Origin of the sequence: Cohnella faecalis (assembly GCF_003570905.1) — a bacterium.
GTDB classification, from domain to species: Bacteria; Bacillota; Bacilli; order Paenibacillales; family Paenibacillaceae; genus Cohnella; species Cohnella faecalis.
In genome coordinates this window covers 986,412-1,008,891 of record NZ_QXJM01000039.1, presented here as the reverse complement: position 1 = coordinate 1,008,891, position 22,480 = coordinate 986,412, and the positions used below count along the sequence as shown (strand labels likewise).

At 53.0% G+C, this 22,480-nt stretch carries 15 protein-coding genes and 1 pseudogene; 5 read left to right on the top strand and 11 right to left on the bottom strand.

Translation table 11 applies throughout. The features are described from left to right. Nucleotides 1-96: 96 nt before the first annotated feature. The 7 genes from D3H35_RS17520 to D3H35_RS17485 form a co-directional block, all read right to left on the bottom strand. A complete protein-coding gene (locus D3H35_RS17520) occupies nt 97-1,467 on the bottom strand; it encodes a copper amine oxidase N-terminal domain-containing protein (RefSeq protein ID WP_119150528.1) in 1,371 nt (456 codons plus the stop codon). A 542-nt stretch (nt 1,468-2,009) separates the two neighbouring features. Then, complete coding sequence (locus D3H35_RS17515; protein ID WP_119151201.1) at nt 2,010-2,222, bottom strand: hypothetical protein; 213 nt, start codon at nt 2,220-2,222, stop codon at nt 2,010-2,012. A 108-nt stretch (nt 2,223-2,330) separates the two neighbouring features. Further along, nucleotides 2,331-3,332, bottom strand: a complete 1,002-nt coding sequence (locus D3H35_RS17510) for a DoxX family membrane protein (RefSeq protein WP_233567976.1) — start codon at nt 3,330-3,332, stop codon at nt 2,331-2,333. Nucleotides 3,333-3,457: 125 nt separating this feature from the next. Next, the gene (locus D3H35_RS17505) at nt 3,458-4,234 is read right to left on the bottom strand and encodes a hypothetical protein (RefSeq protein ID WP_119150527.1); all 777 of its coding nucleotides are present in this window, start codon (nt 4,232-4,234) and stop codon (nt 3,458-3,460) included. Nucleotides 4,235-4,403: 169 nt separating this feature from the next. Then, complete coding sequence (locus D3H35_RS17500; protein ID WP_119150526.1) at nt 4,404-5,243, bottom strand: DegV family protein; 840 nt, start codon at nt 5,241-5,243, stop codon at nt 4,404-4,406. Between the two features lie 1,044 nt (nt 5,244-6,287). Continuing rightward, nucleotides 6,288-8,117: a molecular chaperone HtpG gene (gene htpG, locus D3H35_RS17490; RefSeq protein ID WP_119150524.1), complete on the bottom strand. Its 1,830-nt coding sequence runs from the start codon at nt 8,115-8,117 to the stop codon at nt 6,288-6,290. 132 nt (nt 8,118-8,249) lie between these two features. Next, nucleotides 8,250-8,939, bottom strand: a complete 690-nt coding sequence (locus D3H35_RS17485; RefSeq protein ID WP_119150523.1) for a YceI family protein — start codon at nt 8,937-8,939, stop codon at nt 8,250-8,252. Between the two features lie 168 nt (nt 8,940-9,107). On the opposite strand from D3H35_RS17485, the gene D3H35_RS17480 reads away from it, so the two are divergent. From D3H35_RS17480 to D3H35_RS17470, 3 genes are all read left to right on the top strand, one after another. Further along, the gene (locus D3H35_RS17480) at nt 9,108-9,788 is read left to right on the top strand and encodes a response regulator transcription factor (protein ID WP_119150522.1); all 681 of its coding nucleotides are present in this window, start codon (nt 9,108-9,110) and stop codon (nt 9,786-9,788) included. Between the two features lie 14 nt (nt 9,789-9,802). Further along, nucleotides 9,803-11,131, top strand: coding sequence for a sensor histidine kinase (locus tag D3H35_RS17475; RefSeq protein WP_119150521.1), 1,329 nt, complete (start codon nt 9,803-9,805; stop codon nt 11,129-11,131). Nucleotides 11,132-11,361: 230 nt separating this feature from the next. Next, nucleotides 11,362-12,816 (top strand): esterase-like activity of phytase family protein, encoded by a 1,455-nt coding sequence (locus D3H35_RS17470; protein ID WP_119150520.1) that lies wholly within the window; start codon nt 11,362-11,364, stop codon nt 12,814-12,816. 55 nt (nt 12,817-12,871) lie between these two features. On the opposite strand, the gene D3H35_RS17465 is transcribed toward D3H35_RS17470, so the two are convergent. The 3 genes from D3H35_RS17465 to D3H35_RS17455 form a co-directional block, all read right to left on the bottom strand. Next, complete coding sequence (locus tag D3H35_RS17465; protein ID WP_119150519.1) at nt 12,872-14,578, bottom strand: type 2 periplasmic-binding domain-containing protein; 1,707 nt, start codon at nt 14,576-14,578, stop codon at nt 12,872-12,874. A gap of 108 nt (nt 14,579-14,686) precedes the next feature. Continuing rightward, on the bottom strand, nt 14,687-16,294 hold the full coding sequence (locus D3H35_RS17460; protein ID WP_119150518.1) for a response regulator transcription factor: 1,608 nt from the start codon (nt 16,292-16,294) through the stop codon (nt 14,687-14,689). Beyond that, nucleotides 16,275-18,110: a sensor histidine kinase gene (locus tag D3H35_RS17455; protein ID WP_233567975.1), complete on the bottom strand. Its 1,836-nt coding sequence runs from the start codon at nt 18,108-18,110 to the stop codon at nt 16,275-16,277. The genes D3H35_RS17460 and D3H35_RS17455 overlap by 20 nt, the downstream gene beginning before the upstream one ends. A 205-nt stretch (nt 18,111-18,315) precedes the next feature. Between D3H35_RS17455 and D3H35_RS17450 the strand changes: the two genes are divergently transcribed. Then, nucleotides 18,316-19,209: an ABC transporter permease gene (locus D3H35_RS17450; protein ID WP_199728569.1), complete on the top strand. Its 894-nt coding sequence runs from the start codon at nt 18,316-18,318 to the stop codon at nt 19,207-19,209. Nucleotides 19,210-19,225: 16 nt separating this feature from the next. Next, complete coding sequence (locus D3H35_RS17445; RefSeq protein ID WP_119150516.1) at nt 19,226-20,098, top strand: carbohydrate ABC transporter permease; 873 nt, start codon at nt 19,226-19,228, stop codon at nt 20,096-20,098. 74 nt (nt 20,099-20,172) lie between these two features. Here the strand turns inward: D3H35_RS17445 and D3H35_RS17440 are convergent. Further along, a pseudogene (locus D3H35_RS17440) lies at nt 20,173-22,304 on the bottom strand (glycoside hydrolase family 3 N-terminal domain-containing protein). Nucleotides 22,305-22,480 lie beyond the last annotated feature (176 nt).

Below are 22,480 nucleotides of genomic sequence, written 5' to 3'. Positions count from 1 at the left end.
TGATTTTACCATGCAATGAACGGTTACGAACAGAGCGGCCCTCCGTTTCCCGTTAGGAATCGAAGGGCTGCCGCTTTGATGACTATGGTCTATGATTTATTTGGCGTCCGTAACGACGATTTCCCCGTTGTCGAAAAACACCTTCATCTTCATCGTCTCGCTGACGAAGCGGACGGGAAGCAGCGTAATCTTGTTTTGAATGATCGCCGGAGCGTCCAAGACGACAGTTTCGCCGTTCACAGTCGCTTCCTTCCGGTCGATAACGATTTCGATTTTCACATCGTCTTTTTCGAGCGTTACTTTCCTTTCTGCGCCGTTCCAGCCTACCTTTGCTCCCAACGCTTCGGAGATGAAGCGGATTGGAACGAGCGTGCGTCCCTCTTGCTTGAACGGAGCCGCGTCGAGCGTATATTTCGTCTCGTCGACGAACGCGGCGGTCGAATCGATATTCATGATGATCGTCTTGAAATTGCGAACGACATCGTTCACGTAAATCGAATTCGGGTCCCCGAACTTCACCGGCTTGGAAATCACCGTTCCGAATTTCGTTTCGACCTCGATAACGAAGTATTGGCCGTCCTTGATCGAGCCATTGTTGTTGGCGTACAGATCGAACGCGACGTTGCCCCTGAATTTGCCTACAGGCTCTTTCACGTCCTTCTTGAAGCCCGGAGTAACGACGGTTTCACCCTGCTTCATTCCGAGAAGCCAGCCGGTCCCCGCCCGGTTCGTTCTCCAGATGCCCTTGTACGCATCCTTGCCGTTCTCCTCCGTCGGACGTAAAATAACGGCCAGCACCTCAGTCGGCTGCGTGAAATTCAGCTTCAGCTTGAAGTGTCCGTCCGTTGTGCCGTCGGCCTCGAATTTGGCGATGCCGGTCTGATCCGATTTCAGATCGACCCAGCCGAACTCGCGGATGACGACAGGGGCGTAGGAAAGGTCGTTCTCGGCATATGGCGTTACAGCGGATTTCACTATTCCATCACTTGTCGCGATTTCCAGATAATAATATTCGCCGGGCTTCATGCCGTTGTTGTCCGATGCGTACAGCTCCAGTTGAGCGACGCCCTTGAAGCTGCCGAGCGTGGGCTGGAACGTCGTGTTGACGATTTTGCCGTCCTGAACGACCGCGAGCATGTTGCCAATATCCCCGGACGCTTCTTTCCACGTTTTCCAAATGCCGTGGTTCGTATCTTTGCCGTTCGCATCCGCCGTCTTCATCGTAATGCTCTTGATTTCGGTTCCCGCTCCGGCATCGATCAGCAAGCTGAGATGACCGTCGCGCGTCCCATCCGGCTTCGTCGCCGTGTTCAACGATATGCGGTCAAGCTCCTTGTCCAAATAGTAGAATTGTTTGATCTGAAGACCCGTATCCGCCGCCAGAGCGGAGCTTCCTCCCGCAAAGCCGTTCATAATAACCGCACCCAACAATACCGACATCACAATCGCTTTCCTAACTCGCTTCATTTTCCCAATATCCTCCTCAAGGCGTTTCCTTATTTCAGCTTGCTTCTTGCTTACATTGGCAATGATAGATTTTTCCCTTGTCATATGACCAGTGACCGGCATCATGTGATTCGTCATCTGTTCGTTTTTTCTTTCCGGTATTCCAAGAAAGCCTCGCCTCTTTAGCCTCCGTTGTCTGACGAGCCAGTCGATGACCTGCAATAGATACAGCTAATCATCCTACGGAGCCGCGCCGCTGAGATTGAACTGCAAAAGGTACCGTTATTTTTTGCCATTTCGGTGCTGGATGCAAAAAGCGCCCTAAGTAAATGTACCTTTTGCAGGTAATATCGTTAGCGTGCCGATCTATCCTCAAAATAAAGGTATGTATTGCAGTTGAACGTTGGGCTAGGCGGCAGCGTCCAAGCAAAAACGGCTTCGGCGTCCTCTGGAAGTCGAAGAAGCTTTGCATAAAAAAGACAGGCACCGGACCTTTCGGTCGAATGCCTGCCTTTTCTATATGGACAGCTCGTCCATCGGCGTCGTTCCGGCTGTCGCTGACGCTATACGCCGGTTCTGCGCTTCTGGTTATTCTGAACCTTATGAATCTGCGTCTTCATCTTGTGTTCCCCGTCCGCCTGACGCTGCTTGGGCCCTCTCGCCTGCGCTTGCGCTTGCTTCTTCCGCTCCAGCATCTGCTTCATCGCATCGCCCAGACTGACCTTCTTCGGCTCTTCCGCCTCGTCAGCATTCGGCCTGTTTGTATGTTCGCTCATCTTCGTCACCCCGTATTCGACCCCGAAGGAGCCTTATATAGCTCTTATTCTACACCATTCCCGCCAACCTCAACAATCGTCTAGAGCGAAGGAAAGTTTGCCCCCGACTCAAGCAAACCGATAATAAATCAACGTAAAGGCAGCAAGCACGAATAAAAAATTGAGCGACACGAAAATCATCTGGTCCACTCTTCTGCCGTGCATCTCGACCGGCGGCTTGTAAAAGCTGACCCCTTCAATAATAAAGATAATTAGGACAATATGGATCATGAAATGGCCGACCAGCTCGGTCATCCCGAACAGCATTGTCGTCGATACGAAGATCGCCGTCAGAACGATGGACAGAAGTCGGTTGAGAATGCCGACGACAAGAAGGTAGCCGACGACGAATTCGATAAAAGCGGCCATAACGACGAACGCTTCCGGCGCGAAGCCGAACGTCGGCACGCCGTGATGCTCGACGATATCGAGCGCCATCGCCGGAAACACCCATTTTTCGACGGCGACCCAGCATAGCGACAAACCCGTTCCCAGATAGAGGAATGGCAGCCCCCAACGCTCCTTCTTCGTCTTCTCCAGCAACAGCACCCCGACAATCGCCAAATAGAAGCCATAATCGAGCATATGGAACAGCCCGACGTCCGTCGTCAAGCGGACCAACAGCCACAACGTAACAAGGGCGCCGGCCTTCGTAGCCAGATGATACGGAATCAGAAGCAGCGCGATTGCTATCCATAGCAGAATGCGATCCGACTGCGCGGCCAAGTCGAACTCGGGTACGAACAGCGAACCCGACAATACCTGGATCAGCAAGGCGACGGCCAATCCGTATTTCAAAATCCAGACCGAGTAGCTGCGCAGCTCGTCGAGCTTGCGGTCAACCTTCTGCGCAAGCTTCCAATCAGCCAGAACCGGGCGCATCTGGGTCAGTACGGCGAGCAGCACCGCTACGAATACCGCCAGCCCCATGAATAAGGGCGACAGGATATTCACGATTGTCTCTTTTTCCGGCTTCAAATCGGTAAACCACTTCACATGCGCCTCGGCTGCCGGGGCCGCTGTCAATAAGGCGAGCAAGCTCATCGAAAACACGACAAATCCTTTTCGCAAAGGGATCTTCCTTTCCAAGTATTCTCACTAAAGCTTACATCAATGAAAGCGATTTTCAAATGGGAAAATTTAAAAAAGCCCGTCGTCTCGCGGCAGCGGGACGATCGAGCTTGATGAGAGCGTGTCTAAAGCGATTGACCGCTTGCAAGCTTGCGAATTTCCTCGGCAAGCCTGCCGTTAACCGGATAAACCTCTTCCATATATTCCAACATTCGAACGGCGGATTCGGGCGCTTTATCGTAGCCCTGCATCATTCCTCCGATCCGGTCGGCGAAACGAGGATATCTTTTTTCAAGCCGTCTCTCGTTGCCGAACGGATCCGGGTAGTAGTCAACCTTCGGCTCCAGCAGGTGCAGCACGGACAGAACATTGTTCAAGGCGTGGCCTTCGATGAAGCGGGAAGCCGACAGCTTCTCGCCCCTGGCATATCGGCATAGACCGACGTATAGATTGGTCAGAGCTTCGTTCAGGGCGAAATCGACCGACTCCGATGTAAGCTGAGGGAACGGAACTTTCGGATTTACGATTCCGTCATTCTCGTAAGAAGGATGCTTCCAAGCGATCCTTCCTTTCGAATAACCCGCGGTGTCCATGTCCGTCTCTTCGAAAACGGCGAACTCTCCGTAGATGCCGTCCTCGAACAATACCTTGTGTCCGACGTCCGCATTCTTGAAAGAATAGGCGAGCGGATGAGCGTCCTCCAACCAGTCCAGTCGGTCGATGAATCTGTCCTTGCAGCCGGGAGCGGCGATGACGTAGAAGTCGATATCCGAATAGTCGTCCAGTCTATCGGTCTCGGAGCCTACCGACCCAAGCCCCAACAGCAACAGCGCATCGCCTTTTTTCTCAAGCGACTTCCCGATTCCATCGAGCCTTTGAAGCAGACGTTCTTTTCTGGTCATCTTCATCTCTCCTTGAGGTGAGTTGGGCCGAAACGCAAAAAGGATCCAACCGCACGCGTACGCGAGGTTGAACCCTTAAGGTTTCATAGCCTTTTTGTTAGTGATAACGTATCACGCTTAGAAAGCGCTGTCAAGATAGATTCGCTCCGTTAGGCTGCGCCAATTCGGATTAGTCCGTATAGTACATAAATCCGATCGCCCCCGGTCCCGTATGAGCCGTAATGACCGGCGTAGCCGGACATATTCGGACAGGCACGCCGGTCATAAGAGCGATTTGCTTCTGAAGCTTCTCCGCAACCGAGAGGTTGTCCGCATGCGAAATTCCGATGCCGCGAATCGTCTTCCCCTTCGTATCCTGCGCAAACTGCTCCATCAAGCTCTGGATAACCTGAACGTACGACCTTGCCTTCGATACGGGAGAAATGACGCCGTTCTGAAGTCTGGATATCGGCTTGATATGAAACAGACTTCCGATCCATCCGGCGGCTTTCCCGATACGTCCTCCCTTGATCAAATATTCCAGCGTGTCCACGACAACGAATAGCGCTGTACGATCGAAAATATCCTTCAAGCGCTCGACGATAGATTGAACGGAGCTTCCCTCGTTCGCCATACGCGCGGCCTCAATCACCTGAAATCCGAGCGCTTGCGATATCATCTTCGAATCGACGACCTGCACGTTGCTTGTCGACATCTCCGCTGCCATACACGCGGTTTGATAAGTTCCGCTCATCCCGCCGGTCATATGAATGGACAAAATCGTTTCTCCGCCGACACCCAGCCGATCGTAAGCTTCCACGAACGCTCCGACGGACGGCTGCGAAGTTCTCGGCAGCTCCGTGGACAGCTTCATTTGCTCAAGAAAAGTGAGGGGTGAAATCGTGACGTTGTCCAGATACGTCTTGCCGTTCACATCCACTTGAAGCGGAATAACTTCGATACGGTGCTGCTCTAACAGTTCCTTCGGCAAATCCGTCGTTGAATCGGTTACGATAATGATTTTTTGCATAAGGGCTCCCGTCCGTCACTTTAGCGCTTTTTGTCGATTTTGTTTATTCTCGTACATACGCGAACATGCCGATATCGTTCCAACCTTTTTTTAGCATCGCGCGTAACGACGAAGAGGCCGTCCCGTAAGCTCGCTTATGGGATAGCCCGTGCGCTCTCGACAACACTTTCAGCCGAATATATGGTACCTCGTCCCACTGTTGCGCTCTCGACCGCACTTTCCGCCGAATGTATGGTACCTCGTCCCATTGTTGCGCTCTCGACCGCACTTTCCGCCGAATGTATGGTACCTCGTCCCACTGTTGCGCTCTCGACCGCACTTTCCGCCGAATGTATGGTACCTCGTCCCACTGTTGCGCTCTCGACCGCACTTTCAGCCGAATGTATGGTACCTCGTCCCACTGTTGCGCTCTCGACCGCACTTTCCGCCGAATGTATGGTACCTCGTCCCACTGTTGCGCTCTCGACCGCACTTTCCGCCGAATGTATGGTACCTCGTCCCATTGTTGCGCTCTCGACCGCACTTTCCGCCGAATGTATGGTACCTCGTCCCACTGTTGCGCTCTCGACCGCACTTTCCGCCGAATGTATGGTACCTCGTCCCATTGTTGCGCTCTCGACCGCACTACCCGCCGAATGTACGGTACCTCGTCCCACTGTTGCGCTCTCGACCGCACTTTCCGCCGAAAGAATGGTACCTCGTCCCACTGATGCGCTCTCGATCACGCGTCCCGCCGAAAGTAGGGTACCTCGTCCCACTGTTGCGCTCTCGGCCGCACTACCCGCCGAATGTATGGTACCTCGTCCCACTGTTGCGCTCTCGACAACACTTTCAGCCGAATATATGGTACCTCGTCCCACTGTTGCGCTCTCGACAACACTTTCAGCCGAATATATGGTACCTCGTCCCACTGTTGCGCTCTCGACCGCACTTTCCGCCGAATGTATGGTACCTCGTCCCACTGTTGCGATCTCGACCAAACTTTAAAGGGGCGGCCCCGCGGTCTATGAAGACCTTGCGGGACAGCCCCCTCTTCGGAACAGCTTACTTGCCGACCATAATTTTGCAAATATCGTTCGTGAACTCGACGGGATCCTGAATCGGCAGCCCTTCGATCAACAGCGCTTGATGGTACAAGAGGCTCGTGTAGAGAGACAGCTTCTCTTTGTCGTTCTTGTACGCATCTTTCAACGATTGGAACACGTCGTGATTGACGTTGATTTCCAGCACTTTGTCCGCTTTAATATTCTGGCTGTCCGGCATCGCCTTCAATATTTTTTCCATCTCGATCGTGACCTCGCCCTCCGTGGACAAGCATACCGGATGGCTCTTCAATCTCTTGGACGCTTTGACGGCGCTGACCTTGTCCGCCAAGGCGCTCGCCATATGCTCGAAAAGCTCCTTGTTGTCGCTCTCCTCCGCATCCGACTTCTCTTCGCTCGCATCGGCTTCGATTCCGAGATCGCCGCTCGACACCGACTTGAACGGCTTCTCCTTGTACGTCATAACCATCTTGATTGCGAACTCGTCGATGTCGTCGGTAAAATAGAGAATTTCATAGCCCTTGTCGGCCACGAGCTCGGTTTGCGGAAGCTTCTCGATTCGGGCGATCGATTCTCCGGAAGCGTAATAAATGAATTTCTGATCCTCCGGCATTCTCGACACGTACTCGTCCAAGGTAACGAGCTTCTTCTCCGTGGAGGAGTAGAACAGGAGCAGATCCTGCAGCGTTTCCTTGTTCGTACCGTAATCGCTGTATACCCCGTATTTCAACTGCCGGCCGAAAGCTTTGTAGAACCGATCGTACTTCTCTCTCTCGTCCTTGAGCAAGCTGAGCAGCTGGCTCTTGATTTTATTTTTGATGTTCTTCGCGATCAGGCTCAACTGCCGGTCATGCTGTAGCATTTCCCGGGAGATATTCAAGGACAAATCGGCCGAATCGACCATTCCTTTGACGAAGCCGAAATAGTCCGGAAGCAGATCCGAGCATTTGTCCATAATCAATACGCCGTTGGAGTAGAGCTCCAGCCCTTTCTCGTACTCCTTCGTATAATAATCGAACGGAGTTTGCTCCGGGATATACAGAATGGCGTTGTAGACCGCGGCGCCGTCGGCGCTGATATGAATATGCTTGAGCGGCTTGTCGAAGCCGTAACGCTTGTCCGTATAGAAGTTATCGTAATCTTCCTGCGTCAGCTCGTTTTTGTTTTTCCGCCAAATCGGAACCATGCTGTTGACGGTTTCTTCGCCCATTTTGATCGGGAACCGGATGAAGTCCGAATATTTTTTAATAATCGACTTCAAGCGGTATTCTTCCAGATACTCGTCGTAGCTGTCTTCTTCCGTATTCTCTTTGATATGCAAAATGATGTCGGTGCCTACAGAATCCTTCTCGCCCGCAGCGATGGTGTACCCGTCCGCGCCCGTGGATTCCCACTTGAACGCTTCGTCGCTTCCAAGCGCCTTGGTGATGACGGAAATCCGATCGGCCACCATGAACGCCGAATAGAAGCCGACGCCGAATTGGCCGATAATATTGTGGCCGTCCTGCGCTTCATTCTCGTTCTTGAAAGCTAACGAGCCGCTCTTGGCGATAATGCCCAAATTATTTTCCAAGTCCTCTTTCGTCATGCCAATCCCCGTGTCGGAGATGGTTAACGTCCGATTGTCTTTGTCCGCCGTTACCGTAATGTAATAATCTTCTTTGTTGAATACGAGGTTGTCGTCGGACAGCGCCTTGTAATAAATTTTGTCGATGGCGTCGCTCGCATTGGATATGAGTTCTCTTACGAATATTTCTCTCTGGGTGTAAATCGAGTTGATCATCAACTCAAGCAGTCTTTTCGATTCCGCCTTGAACTGTTTCTTAGCCATGAATGGAGCCCCTTCCCTAAAGTTAGCACTCCTTCATTCCGAGTGCTAATCCTTATTATTAAATACCACAACCCAATTTTCAATGTCAATAGGCTGCGGAGCAGGATTGGGAGCTTTCATGGCTTTCATGCGCTAAGACTCGGCCGCGGGAATCAGTATCAGCCTTGGCTCGATCTCGATTTCCTCGTCTGTCTTCGAAAATACGGCCGACGGGCTTTTCATCCCGAAATCGCTGAACGTAATCGTCGTTTTGCCTTCCAATGCGATTTTATCGTCTTCTATCGTTCCTTCCATAGCGAAAGCGATATCTTTCGATATTCCCTTGATGGTCAGCCTCCCCTTCATTTGGAACTGGAACAATTGTCCTGCCTTCAGATCGGATGGCCAATTTTCAATCGTCTCGGAGGCGAAGACGGCTTCGGGATAAGCGCCGGTATCCAAATATTCGGGCCCCTTGATGTGAACGTCGCGACGGGAGTTGCCCGAATCGAGGACATCCAGCTTGACCGTTGCCGAAGCTTTGGAATCCGACGGGTTTTTCAGGCTCAATGACCAATCTCCCGTTACTTCCCCTGCCTTAAGATTGACCTTCTCCTTGGAGGTACTGACTATCAGGTAGACTTCCGAGGACGTATCGACCTTCCATGTCGATACGTCCGCCAACGACAGCGGCTGCGGCGCTTCGCCGGTCTCCTCTACATTCGGCTGGATGACCGGCTTCACTTCTACATGATTGCCCGCATAGTAGTCGTAGCCGACGTAACAGACAGTCAATAACAACCCCGCACCTAGAACCAGCGCAATTCCGAGCTTCCTATTCATTGCCGCCCCCCTATCCGTAATTTGGCTCTTTCAAGCCTAGTATAGAACGGCTCAAACGACGCGGTCATTACAGCCCCATTAGAGTTAAATTAGAACTGCATTAGAGTTGCCTGGACAGCGATACTCGGCCTATCCAATTGTTATATAGTATAAATAGAGGTGAATTAATTGGAAAAAGTGCTAATTATTGAAGACGAACAGCCGCTGGCTCGGTTTCTCGAATTGGAGCTGCGTCATGAAGGATATAGCGTCGAAGTGTGCCATGACGGCCGGGAAGGCTTGGACAAGGCGTTAACGCAGGAGTTCGACGTCATCTTGCTGGATATTTTGCTCCCGGGCATCAATGGCCTGGACATATGCCGGAGCATCCGCATAGCGAAAAATACGTCCATTATTATGATCACCGCTCGGAACGCGGTGCTGGATAAAGTTACGGGACTGGATTTCGGAGCGGACGATTACATGACCAAGCCGTTCGCGATCGAAGAATTGTTCGCCCGGATCCGCTCCTTGAAGAGACGAGCGGTTCCCTCCTTCGCCGCGCATATGCCCGTCTATCGAGTTGGCGACCTGGTCCTGGAGCCAGCCACTCATCTCGTTCGCCGGGCCGACACGCCCATTGCCTTGTCGACTCGCGAATACGAGCTGCTTCTCTATTTATTGACGCGTCAAAATGTGGTCGTGTCCCGGGATCAATGCTTGCAGGATGTGTGGGGATACGAATTTTCCGGAGGAACAAACGTCGTGGACGTCTACATTCGCTACCTTCGCGCCAAGATCGACGACCCGTTCCCAACCAAATTAATACATACGATTCGCGGATTCGGTTATGTGATCAGGCAAGCTTGAGAGGAGGAGCGATCATGTCGTTCAAGTGGAAAATAAGCGCGATGATAACGGCCACGGTAGCTTTGATTCTCATTGCGACCCACATCTTCGTCTACTACAAGATCAAGAGCGTCACGGAAGAGAGAGTCCAAATCTATTTGCTGGAAAAGGGAAAACGTCTAATCGACCGGATCGAAGCGAACCCCGGAGCCTTAGGCAAAGAAGTCGACGAATGGGCCGAAGAGCTGGAAATCGACCAAGCTTACCAAATTATTAATACGAACGGAATCGTCCTCTTCGAGACCCGATCGGTCATCGGACAAGAGCTGATCGGGGAAGCCACCTCCGGCATATGCGCGGAGACCGAAGTCTACTATCCCGGCTCGACGGGTTTAACAATCCGCTTATTCGATAGGGCGGACCGGGAGCTGGAGTTTTTGAAAGATTTGCGGCTTTGGCTGTTGGCAGGCTCCGCGTTCGGAACGCTGCTCGCTTCGGTTCTATCGTATTTCATAAGCAGAGCGGCTATCCATCCGGTACGCAAAACCATCCATCGGCTAAAGCGGATCGACATTCAACAGCTGGATCAACGATTGGAAGAGCCGCAAGCGAGAGACGAAATTTACCATCTGACGCAAGCGTTCAACCATCTGTTGGGCCGACTTGAGCAAGGAGTGAAGCAGTTAAAGCAGTTCGTCGCCGACGCCTCCCACGAGCTTCGCACGCCTACGTCCATTATCGAAGGCCATGCCAACCTAATTAAGCGATGGGCGAAAGAGTCCCCCGAAATTATGGAAGAATCGCTGGGCTACATTACTCAGGAGACAGTGCGAATCAAGACGGTAACGGATCAGTTGATTCAGCTGGCTTTGCTGGAACAGAACGAGCCGATCTTCCGCTTTGAATCGCCCGAAGTCAACGCTATCGTCAGAACGATACAGCTTCGTCTCGTCCCGCTGCATCGGCATGTCGACATTCAGGTTCACGAGCTGCAAGCTCCGGTATTCGCCCATATTCCGCAGGAATATTTCCAGCAAGTCTTGTTGAACGTCCTTAACAACGCCATCAAATACACACCCGAAGGGGGCAACATTCATATTCACGTCAGCAAAGCTTCAGATCAAGCCATCGTCCGCGTCAAGGACACCGGGATCGGCATTCCGCCGGAAGAGCTCTCCCGTATTTTCGACCGTTTTTACCGGGTCGATAAATCTCGAAACCGGGCCCATGGCGGATCGGGGCTAGGCTTGGCGATTACGAAAAAGATGCTCGAAGCGTTCGGCGGAACGATATCGGTGGAGAGCCAGCCGCGACGGGGCTCGGTTTTCGAAATCCGGGTTCCTCTTCTATCCAACGTCAAGTAGGTTCGTGAATTTGCGAGGCGATTGCTAATTCCAAACGGAAAAGTTCGTACTCTGTGCGGAATGACCCTGCCGCTAATTAAGCCGAGCGTCACTTCGGATGTACAAGCCGTGAAGGGATAATCGGGCGTTTTACACAATCGCGCAGTTCGCTTGACATGCCCTAAACACGAAATTGATATAAAAAGGAGGAAGCTAACAAACTTGATCGCGATAAGGGAGATTGAGATTAGATGAAGAAAAAAGGATTGCTTGTCGTCACGACGGCGCTCGCACTTACGGCCGGAACGGGCATCGTATCCGCTGCCGTCCTGAGCGGAAATACGGCGGAGCAAATTAACTATTCGAACAACGGACAGACAGTTAAGCCTTCGTCCCCGGCGGTCAACATCGACGGCCATCTCTACTTGCCGATTCGCGCGCTGGGAGAAACGACGGGCAAATACGTAGACTGGGACGAGTTCCGCAGCGGAGTCTCTCTTACGGACAAGCCCCAGCTGACCGGAAAATACAAGCTGAACGCTCCGAACTTGGCGGACGGCATCAAGATGGGCGTCGGCTCCTCGCTTACGCACTTGCCGGGCGACCCGGACAACGTCTTCTATTCGACGGCCGACCGCGGCCCGAACGGCCAAATCGAGGTGGGCGGCAAAACCGTCCGTACGTTCCCGCTTCAGGACTACACGCCTACGATCTATAAAATCGAAATCAAAGACGGAGAAATCAACATCCTCGACCAATTCCCGTTGAAGGTGCAAGGCACGGATCCCGTCACCGGCAAAGCAAACGTTACGGGCTTACCGAACATCAAAGGCCGCGACGAAGCGCCTTACGACGCCAAAGGGGAGAAAGAGCTCGCTTACGACCCGTACGGTCTCGATATCGAAGGGCTCGCCTACAACCCGAAAGACGACACGTTCTGGATTTCCGACGAGTACGGCCCGTCCATCGTGCACGTCAAACGCGACGGCACGATCATCGAGCGTATCGTTCCGAAAGGCTGGGCCGCGCAAGCTTCCGCTTCGCTCGTGCCGAGCCGCGAGACGCTTCCGGCCGTCTACAACAAGCTTCGCCAGAACCGCGGAGCGGAGTCCGTGGGCATTACGCCTGACGGCAAATACATGTTCATGGCTATGCAGAACGCGCTCCGCAACCCGGACAAAGCGATGGACAATTCCCGCCAAGTCCGCATTATCAAATTCGATCTCGCGACGCTCAACCCCGTAGCGGAGTACGCTTATTTGCTGGAGGACGCCGGCGCCTTCGACAAGCTTGCTCAAGCCGATATCGTCGTCTCCGACTTGGTGGCGGTGAACGAGAACACGCTGCTCATCGATGAACGCGACAAGTTCGCGGGAGACAAGGCGCAGTTGAAACGGATTTATTCGATCGATCTTTCGAACGCGACGAACATCCTCGGCAAGTACGACGATGCCGCTGCCGCCGGCAAGACGCTTGAACAGCTGACCGTCGCCGAGCTGAAAGCGAACGGCATCCTGCCAGCAGCCAAGCGGACCGTGCTCGACGCCGTCGAATTCAAGTTCCCGTACGAGAAGATCGAAGGGCTGTCCCTTGTGAACGGCAACACCCTTGTTATTGTCAATGACAACGACTTCGGTATCGACAGCACCACGCCGGAGAACGGAACGGAGCTGTGGACGTTCAAGCTTCCTTATACGATCAAGTAACCGAAACACCCCGAACGACCATAAGGTCGACCGGGGTGTTGTTCTTTTCATTGCCTTATTTCGATACGGACTGGAACCATTCGTTGACTTCCTTCGTGATTTGCTCGCCGCCGTTCGATTTCCAACTGGAGACGAATTGGTCGAAGGCGTCGACCGTCAATTTGCCATAGATAATTTTATTGAACGTTTCCAGCTCGGATTGCCGCAGCAGGTTCCATTTCTCGATCATCGTCGGCGTCGCCGCGCCGGTGAAGTAGTTCTGCTTGCGGACGTTCAATTGCGACATGACGACTTTGGCGGCATACCAGTTCTCCGGCTTGCGGAATTCGGCGAGCTGCTTCTCGTACGGCGTTGCCGGCGCGTTGCCTTCCGCGAGCTTAACGAGCGATTTCATGTACAGATCCGGAATCCGGGCCGGGCCGGTGATGAACGGGAATTCGTTGTTGAAGTCCTTGATTTTGTCTTTATTGCTGGTCGGCTGGCCGTCTACAACGTCCCAATCGTACCCTTGGGCAAAGCCGTATTCGAATTTGCTGCCGGTCGACGGGTTGGCCAGATTGTCCAGCAGGTAGTTGTAATAGATGAAAATCGCTTCCGGATGTTTGGCGTCTTTATTAATCATGAAGCTGCTGTTAACGCCGGAGTTTTGCCATTTCGTTCCGATCAAGCCATCCGGGCCTGCAGGAACCGGATACGCTTTATATTTTGCGCCTTTAACGTTTTTCAACAAATCCGGAGCCGGCCAGTCCGGAACCCAGTTCGCTCCCGGCAATACGCCCGCGTTTCCTTTGGTCCATATTTCGGCGGATTTGCCCTCGTCCCACAACGCCGAGTCGGGATTAATGTAGCCTTTGTCCATCCATTCCTTCAGCTTCGCGAGCGCTTGCTTCGCTCCCGAATTGATGGAGCCGTATTCCAGATTGCCGTTCGCGTCTTTGTTCCATTGCTCCTCGATCGTGCCATAAGCGCCGAACAGCCAGTCAAGCCCGCCCATCCAGGTGTTCGTATTGTTTTTCAAGGAAATCGCGAGCGGGTAGACGTCCTTCGGAGCCAATCCATCCGGATTCTCGTTCTTGAATTTATCCATGACGTTCTCAAGCTCTGCGATCGTCGCAGGCGCCTTCAGATTCAGCTTCTCCATCCAATCTTCCCGCAGCCAGAGCAATGTATCGTCGTTATCGGTATATTCAAGTATCGGCAGATTCCATTTCTTGCCGTCTTTCGTGAAGGGGTACCACAGCTCCGGGTGCTCGGCGGTATGGTCTTTCCAAATTTTATTGGCGTATTTATCAAACAGCTCGTCGATCGGCATGAACTGGTTGGAATCGATCAATTGATTGGTCAATACCGGATCGGTAGGCACCATGACGAAGTCAGGCAATTTTTCTCCGGAGGTTAGAGCCAATTGAAGCTTTTGCTTATATTGGTCGCCGCCGGCCGGGTACCACGTATCGTTGTACTTAATGCCGAACTGCTCCAGCATCCAGCGGTCATGGACGTTATTGTCCTTCGTATCGCCCTGGGTATACTTCTTTGGCATGATGACGGTGCTAATCTCGATCGGTGGGTCGTATTTGCCTTTGGCGAACGCAGCATCGGATTCGGACAACGTCGCGGATGCGGAAGCCGTCGCTGTCGAGCCCGCAGCCGGCGTCCCGGAGCTCGCCGCGTTCCCGTTGCCGGCATTGTTCCCGTTACAGCCCGCGATCACGACAACCGACATCGCCAAGGGCAGCAGCCATGACTTTCTGAGTGTTCCCATTTTCTCATATCCCCCTAGGGTGCAAGTTCACTACACTGTAACTCTACCAACTGGTCGGGGAGGGTATCTATAAGACAATGTTAGTATTCGTAGGACTCTGTTAGGCTGTTAAATGCCGTCTCTATAGTCCTGCGGCGTGACGCCGAACTGGCGCTTGAACACCTTGATGAAGTACGCGGGATCCAAATATCCGATTTCAGCGCTGATTTCGTACACCTTTTTGTCCGTCGTTCTAAGCAAATGGCAGGCGCGCTCCATGCGGAGCACGGACACGTAATCGCTTATGCCTTCGCCGGTCTCGAGCTTATAGATTTTGGACAGATGCGTCGGATGAAGGTTCACTCGGTCCGCCAATGCTCTCAATGAAACGTCGAGATGAAGATTTTTGTCGATGAACTCCTTGATTGTCCTCACGTACTGGGAGCGTGCATCCTTGGCGTCGTTCGACGTTTCCTCCCTCAGCCTGCCGAGCACGGAGATCGACCACTTGCGAAGCTTGCCGATGGAGGCGAATGCATCTCCGTTCTGCAGCGGCTCCATGTCCGGACCAAGTAGTTTGGCCAACGTATGACCGTTCCGATGAGCTAAATTGGTGAAGGAGGAAGCGATCAAAAACCCAGCCTCCATGCAATGCTCCCACGATTCGGACCACTTATCGTCCAATTCCGCGAACACAGACATAAGCTTCTCTTCCGCGGCGTCCCAACGCCCAGCCTCCAGCAGGTTCATCAAAGCGGGAGGCATATGAATCGCGTCCAATGGCCCTTGCGGCACGATCGTCTCCGAATCGCCGACCCGCATGACGAACTCCCTCTCATCCCCGACGATTTGTCGGAAATAGGCCGCAGCCTGACGATAACGATCCGGCAATTGCTCCGGAAACCGGAATCGTTCCGTAATGACGATGGACAGCGGGCCTTTCAGAAACTGCTTCACCTTCGATTGAAGCTGCATGGCAAGCTTCTCCAACAGGTTTTCTTTCCTGTCGTCTGTGATTTCCCCCTTAAGCTGGAGCAAGAAGGCCAAGTAGCCTAGCTCCTCCTTGACTCCCCACACCTCTGCGTATTCGCCGAAAATCTCCTCCGCGATATTAATGATCGCGTATTCGACAAGCTGCTGACCATTGTTCCGATACTGCCCGAATTCGTCCTCCATTCGGACCAGCAACAGAGAGCATTCCCCGAATCGAAACGGCAGCCTGTAATTTTCGAGCTTCCGGCTCCACTCCTCGTTCGGCAGCCGCTCGCCGCGAAACGCGTTAAGAAGCAGTTGGCCGCGCAGAAGCGGCAAATTTTCTCGCAGCGTAAATTGAGTTCGCTCGTAGGAACTGACGCTTTCCCATTCCGCTTTCAATTGATCGATTGAGGCCTTCACCGCGCCGAACAATTCGTTATCCGTCGGCGGCTTAAGCAGGTAGTCCACCGCTTTGTGCCGGAGCGCCTCTTTCGCGTATTCAAAATCGGAGTGACCGGATAAAATAACGCATTTGATTCTTTTATCGCGCTCGCGGATTTTCTCGATCAGCTCGATCCCCGTCATTTCGGGCATTAGAATATCCGATATGACGATATCGATCGGATGAGTTTCGAGGATTTGCAGCGCCTCGCGGCCGGAATAGGCTTTGTGGACTTGGTCGATGCCGAGCGTATGCCAAGGCTTGTGCATCGACAGGTTGTCTACCCAGTGGGCTTCATCGTCAACGATCATCATTTGCATATCGGAAATCTCCTTGTCGGGGCGGATGTTGTTGACGCTCATCGCCGGCGGGAACTTCCCATACGATTTCCGTACGGAACCCGCCGATGGGCGATTTCGTGAAATAGAGAGAAGAGTTGTTGCCGAATTGGTTAATGATCCGTTGGTTCGTATTCCAAAGGCCGCAGCCCATATCTTCTTGAAGCGGCTCCCTCATTGTTCGATTAAGCGCCTCTTGCTGCTCCGGGTTCATCCCCGGTCCGTCATCGTCGATATAGACCCGGCAGAAGCCGCCCGACATCTCGCCGATAATGCGGATCTCGCCCGATGAATAAGACTTTCCTATCCCGTGAATGACGGCATTTTCCACGAGCGGCTGCAGCATCAGTCGCGGTACTTGCTGCTTCAGCATCTCTTCGGGAATATCAATGCGGTAATGTATTCTGCCGTTGCGCAGCTTCTGGATGTCCAGATAATTGACGATCAGCCGTATTTCGTCGTCAAGGGTTGCCGTCGGCCGCTCCATTCGGGTGATATAGCGGTAGTAAGCGCTTAGATTGTACCCCATCGACACAACGGCCTCCTCGTCTTTCATCTGGGCCATGTTAATAATATAGCCGAGGCAATTGTACAGAAAATGCGGATTGATTTGCGCCTGCAATTGCTTAAGCGTCGCTTCCCGGGCGCGGAGCTTTTCATTAAGCACGTTTTCGATCAGGCCTTGAATTTGCCGCGACATATCGTTAAACCTGTAAAATAGAAATGCGAACTCATTATTCATGTTGGCGTCGATCCGTACTGTGAAATCGCCCCGCTGCACGCTCTGCAAGCCCTTGACCAGCTTTCGGATCGGACGCTGAACGTTCCGGTAGAGCAGGACCGACGCGGAAATGCCGACCGCGAAGAGCAAAACCATCGACAAGTAAAAGAAATTTCGACTGGACGATATCGGCCCCAATATCTGTTCGAGCGGAACGATATCGACCAAGTACCAATTCAAATGAGGAGATCTCACCACGCTTACCAAATACCTTTTACTATCCAATCGAACCACATCTTGCATCGTATCCCTCAAGGTTTGTCCGTCCAAATAACGGATCACCTCATTCGAGAGCTGCTCGGACGCGCTGCGGTTCAGAATCGGCGCATCTCCCCTATGATAGAACAACGGATCCCCTTGCCCACCCGCCTTATACGTATCCAGCATGTTCTGAATGTTGTCGTGTCCGAAGCTCGCATGGACGACCAGGTTGCTCCCCTTAAGCGTGCCCTGCTGGCCGAAAGAATTGGTATAGAACCAATGGAAAGCCTTCGGCTCTCCGGCAGACACGGCCTCTCCGTCCCCGTACGTCCATTTTCCCGTCATGTTTCTTTTCAAATAATCCTCATCGTACTCGACCGTGTTGCTCGTATTGGATATCGCCTCTTTGTTCTGCTCGGAATAAACCGTGTACTCGACCGGCCATATATTCATGACTCCGGACTGAAGCATCATCTTTTCCTGAACTACGTACCTCGTCTGCATTCGATCATAACGATCGTCCCAGAGGTTCAGCCCATTGAATTTCTGCACGTTCGGATCCCTCGAGAACGTAAAGACGAAATCCATGGTCTGGTTGATCCTTGAGTCAATTTGGCTGGAAAGGAATGAGAGCTGCTTGATGTTCGAAGCCTGAAGCTCCTTGCCGATCACCTTGAACGCTACGTTATTGGAATAAGTAAACAAGATGACGATCGGAATGAACAAGACGAGGATCAATAAATTCATCTTGGCAAACAGGCTGAACTTGGAGCCCATTCTATTTTTGACAAACACGATGCCGCCGCTCAGCTTCATATGCCATTCCCTCCCGACGATGTCCCTAACAAAACCCTATCGATCCTAACAATGTCTTATAGTTCGACGCCAGAACGCATTGCTACTATATATTTAGCAGGGATTCACCTCAATAAACAATTGGATTTCAATGGAACGGGGGAGAGCTATGGAAGCAAATACAGCAAGGCAAGCGAACCTCAAAGCTGCCCGGCAAACAAAAAAGATGCGCGGCTACAAGCAGCCGTGGATGCTTCATTTCATGGTGCTGCCGGCCGTCCTGCTGGTTTTCGTTTTTTCTTACGTTCCCATGACGGGCATCGTGATGGCTTTTCAGAATTATAAAGCCTCATTAGGAATAACCGGCTCTCCGTGGGTCGGGCTGCAACATTTTCGCTATATGTTCGAGAACGAATATTTCGTGAAAATTACGTGGAACACCCTGTTGTTTGCTTGCTCCAAAATCGCGATGAACTTGATCGTTCCGTTTATTTTCGCTTTGTTGTTGAACGAGGTTCGCAATATGGGGCTGAAGAGATCGATCCAAACGCTCGTCTATTTGCCCCACTTTCTTTCCTGGGTCACTCTTTCGGGAATTTTAATCGATTTGCTCGCCCAGACCGGCCTCGTCAATCAGTTTCTAACGAGCGCATTCGGCATTAAACCGATTTTCTTCCTGGGCGACGGCACTTGGTTCCGGCTTACGATTATTTTCAGCGACGTCTGGAAGGAGTTCGGCTTCAATACGATTATTTTCCTCGCAGCGCTTTCCGGCATTAATCCGGCGCTGTATGAAGCGGCGGAGGTGGACGGGGCGACCCGCTTGAAGCAAACGCTGCATATTACGCTTCCTTCCCTCGTGCCTATACTCATCGTTGTCGGGACACTGGCGCTGGGCAACGTCCTTAACGCCAACTTCGACCAAGTGTTTAACCTGTACAGCCCAATGATCTATCAGCAGGGAGACATCATCGATACGTTCGTCTACCGGGAAGGACTTCTTAGCGGGCAATTCAGCTTCGCCACCGCAGTCGGTCTATTCAAATCGATGATTAGCTTAATCTTAATTGCCATATCCTATCGTCTTGCTTATAAATTCGCTGGGTACAGGATTTTCTAGAAGGGGGCGACCGCTCATGTACCATAAAACGCTTTCATATCGGCTTTTTAGCGTGTTTAACAACGCGCTTCTTACCATCATCTCCGTTGTCTGCTTACTGCCGTTGTTCCATTTGCTCATGGTGTCCTTAAGCTCGACCGCTCCCGCTAACGCCGGACTGGTGACGTTCTGGCCGATCGACTTTACGTTCGAGGCTTACGCCAAGACGTTCGAGAACGCCAATTTCCTATCATCCCTTTGGGTATCCGTACAGCGGACTCTAATCGGAACGGCGCTCGCCCTGTTCGTCAACTCCATTGCCGCATATGCCCTGTCCAAAGATACCCGCATCTTTCGCGCCCGCAACGTGTACCTGTGGTATTTCGTTATTACGATGCTGTTTAGCGGCGGCCTCATTCCAGGCTATATCCTCATTCTGAAGCTCGGCCTCATGAATACGCTGATGGCGCTTATCCTGCCGGGGCTGGTTGCGGTCTACAACATCATTCTTCTGTTGAACTTTTTTCGTACCGTGCCCAAGGAGCTTGAGGAAGCGGCCTTCATTGACGGAGCCGGCCACTTTCGGAGCTTCGTCTCGATTTACCTCCCGATCTCCTTGCCAGCACTCGCGACGATTTCGTTGTTTACGATGGTGGGACATTGGAATGCCTACTTTGACGGGTTGATCTACATTAAAGAGTCCGAGCGCCTGCCGCTTGCGAGCTTCATGCAAACCATTATCGTTCAAGCGGATATGACGAAATTCAATCCGTCCATGGTCGCCAATCTGTCCCAACGAACGATCCGGGCATCCCAGATATTCATCGGCGCCCTGCCCATTCTGGCGGTCTATCCGTTCCTGCAACGGTTTTTCGTCAAAGGGGTCGTGATCGGCGCGGTCAAAGAATAACCGTCAAAATTAAAGCCCTCGGCGTTCGACTCCGAGGGCTTTTGGCTGTTGTTCTTAAGCTTGATTGCGTTCCTTCACTTCACTAAGCGAAACGGAAGCGAATCGACCTGCTTGCTGTTCGGTCCGACGAAGGCTACGAACGCTCCGGCGTCGCTATAATGCTTGAGATCGGCGTGATAATAGCGAAGCTGGCTCTCCGAAAGAATGAATTCCACCTCGATGCTCTCACCCGGCTGAAGCGCCACCTTGCGGAAAGCTTTCAGCTCCTTGACCGGACGCACAACCTCGCCGGATACGTCCCGTACATAGAGCTGCACGGTCTCTTCGCCCGCGACCGCTCCCGTATTGGTTACCCTCGCCGTGAGCGTTATCGGTTGATCGACCGTCACCGTATCCGAGGAGAGCGCTGCTTCTCCGTATTCGAACGAGGTATAGCTTAAGCCGAAGCCAAAAGGCAGCAGCGGCTCGTTCGGAATGTCCAAATACTGCGACACGTAACGGACCTGGGCGTCGGGAGCGCCCTGGGGCCGCCCGGTATTAAAGGCGTTGTAGTAGACCGGCACCTGTCCGACGCTGTAGGGAAACGACATCGTCAATCGGCCGGACGGATTGGCATCGCCGAATAGCAAGTCCGCTACCGCTCTGCCGCCTTCGGAGCCCGGGAACCACGCTTCGAGCACAGCTTCCGATTCGTCGTATACCCCATGCAAATCAAGCGGACGTCCGTTGAACAGTACGGCAACGATCGGCTTGCCGAGCGATCTCGCTTTGCGGATCAGCTCCAGTTGAACCTCGGGCAGCCGAATGTCCGCCCTGCAGCCTGCCTCTCCGCTCATATCGGAATGCTCGCCAAGAGCGAGAACGATAACATCGGCCTCTTGAGCAGCCGCTTCCGCTTCCTTCCACTGAGCCTCCGTCGCTGCCTCTATATCGCAGCCGTCGGCGAAGAACAGATTTGTCGGCGAGTCGAGCTTCTCCTTCACGGCGTCCGCCAGCCGGACGACATCGTCCTTGGAGCCCGTCCAGGACCAAGGCCCGAGCAGATCGCCGCTGCGGGCGAACGGACCGATGACCGCGATCTTCTGCTGCGGCTGAAGCGGAAGAATCCCTTCGTTTTTCAGAAGGACGCACGATTTGACCGCCAGCTCTCGCGAAGCTTCGCGATGAGCGTCGCAGAATACGATTCCCGCTCCCGTTCCAGGTCCGCGCCCCGGTAAGGATTTTCGAACAGGCCGAGCTTCTGCTTGAGCGTCAGAATGCGCAGCACCGCTTCGTCGATGAGCGCCTCGTCCACTTCCTTCTTCTCCACGAGCCCGGACAGATGCTTCGCGTAACAGGAGGTCATCATCTCGATGTCGACGCCCGCTTGAATGGCTTTGTACGCGGCCTCCGACTCGTCCTCGGCGACGCCGTGCGCGATCAGTTCCTTCACCGCTCCCCAATCGGAAATGAGCACGCCGTCGAAGCCCCATTCCTCCCGAAGCAGCTTCCGCATAAGCGGCGCGCTGCCGGTCGCCGGAATGCCGTCCACCGTATTGAAGGAGGTCATCACCATCTCGCAGCCTTCGTCGAGCGCCGCTTTGTACGCGGGCAAGTAGAACTCGCGCAGTTGCCGCTCCGACAGATCGACGGTGTTGTAATCGCGGCCGCCCTCGGCTGCCCCGTAGGCGGCGAAATGCTTCACGCAAGCCGCTACTCTATCCATGTCGCCGGACAGATCGGTTCCTTGGAACCCGCGGACGAAGGCGCGCGCGAACTCCGCATTCAGATAAGGGTCCTCTCCCGTCGACTCCATGACCCGGCCCCAGCGCGGATCGCGCACGAGGTCCGCCATCGGAGCGTAAGTAACGTGGACGCCCGATACGGACGCCTCCTTCGCCGCGATTTCCGCGCTGCGCTCCGCCAGCTCCAAGTCCCAAGAGCAGCCTATTGCCAGCGGAACGGGGAAGATTGTCTTAAATCCATGGACGATATCGGCCATCATCAGCAAAGGAATGCCGAGCCGGTTGTTTTCCAGATGCGTGCGCTGGACGTTGATGACTTCCTCCGCCCCGGCCATGCCGAGAACGGAACCGGCATTGCGGATCGTCTGCTCCGTAATTCCCAGCGACTCCATCGGTCCCGTAATTAATCCGGCGCTTGCCGCGCCTTCGAAGAAAGGAATCGCCAGCTGTATAAGCTGAGCGACTTTCTCGTCGAGAGTCATCCGTTCGATGTACCCGTTCAACGAAGGATTATTCGCTGAAGAAGCCGGTGATTGTTTGCTATCATTCGTCATGTTATTCGCAACCTCTCTGCATCCCCATGTTGTTATTGAAACGTTTCAATTAGTGCTATAATCGATTATAAATCTGCGTTTTATCGTAAGTCAAACCTTGTTTT

What these genes read in the sequence shown, in the direction of transcription:
- D3H35_RS17520 (WP_119150528.1), bottom strand. Translation starts at nt 1,467, where the DNA reads ATGAAGCGAGTTAGGAAAGCGATTGTGATGTCGGTATTGTTGGGTGCG.
- D3H35_RS17515 (WP_119151201.1), bottom strand. Translation starts at nt 2,222, where the DNA reads ATGAGCGAACATACAAACAGGCCGAATGCTGACGAGGCGGAAGAGCCG.
- D3H35_RS17505 (WP_119150527.1), bottom strand. Translation starts at nt 4,234, where the DNA reads ATGACCAGAAAAGAACGTCTGCTTCAAAGGCTCGATGGAATCGGGAAG.
- D3H35_RS17500 (WP_119150526.1), bottom strand. Translation starts at nt 5,243, where the DNA reads ATGCAAAAAATCATTATCGTAACCGATTCAACGACGGATTTGCCGAAG.
- htpG (WP_119150524.1), bottom strand. Translation starts at nt 8,117, where the DNA reads ATGGCTAAGAAACAGTTCAAGGCGGAATCGAAAAGACTGCTTGAGTTG.
- D3H35_RS17485 (WP_119150523.1), bottom strand. Translation starts at nt 8,939, where the DNA reads ATGAATAGGAAGCTCGGAATTGCGCTGGTTCTAGGTGCGGGGTTGTTA.
- D3H35_RS17475 (WP_119150521.1), top strand. Translation starts at nt 9,803, where the DNA reads ATGTCGTTCAAGTGGAAAATAAGCGCGATGATAACGGCCACGGTAGCT.
- D3H35_RS17470 (WP_119150520.1), top strand. Translation starts at nt 11,362, where the DNA reads ATGAAGAAAAAAGGATTGCTTGTCGTCACGACGGCGCTCGCACTTACG.
- D3H35_RS17465 (WP_119150519.1), bottom strand. Translation starts at nt 14,578, where the DNA reads ATGGGAACACTCAGAAAGTCATGGCTGCTGCCCTTGGCGATGTCGGTT.
- D3H35_RS17460 (WP_119150518.1), bottom strand. Translation starts at nt 16,294, where the DNA reads ATGCAAATGATGATCGTTGACGATGAAGCCCACTGGGTAGACAACCTG.
- D3H35_RS17455 (WP_233567975.1), bottom strand. Translation starts at nt 18,110, where the DNA reads ATGAAGCTGAGCGGCGGCATCGTGTTTGTCAAAAATAGAATGGGCTCC.
- D3H35_RS17450 (WP_199728569.1), top strand. Translation starts at nt 18,316, where the DNA reads ATGCGCGGCTACAAGCAGCCGTGGATGCTTCATTTCATGGTGCTGCCG.
- D3H35_RS17445 (WP_119150516.1), top strand. Translation starts at nt 19,226, where the DNA reads ATGTACCATAAAACGCTTTCATATCGGCTTTTTAGCGTGTTTAACAAC.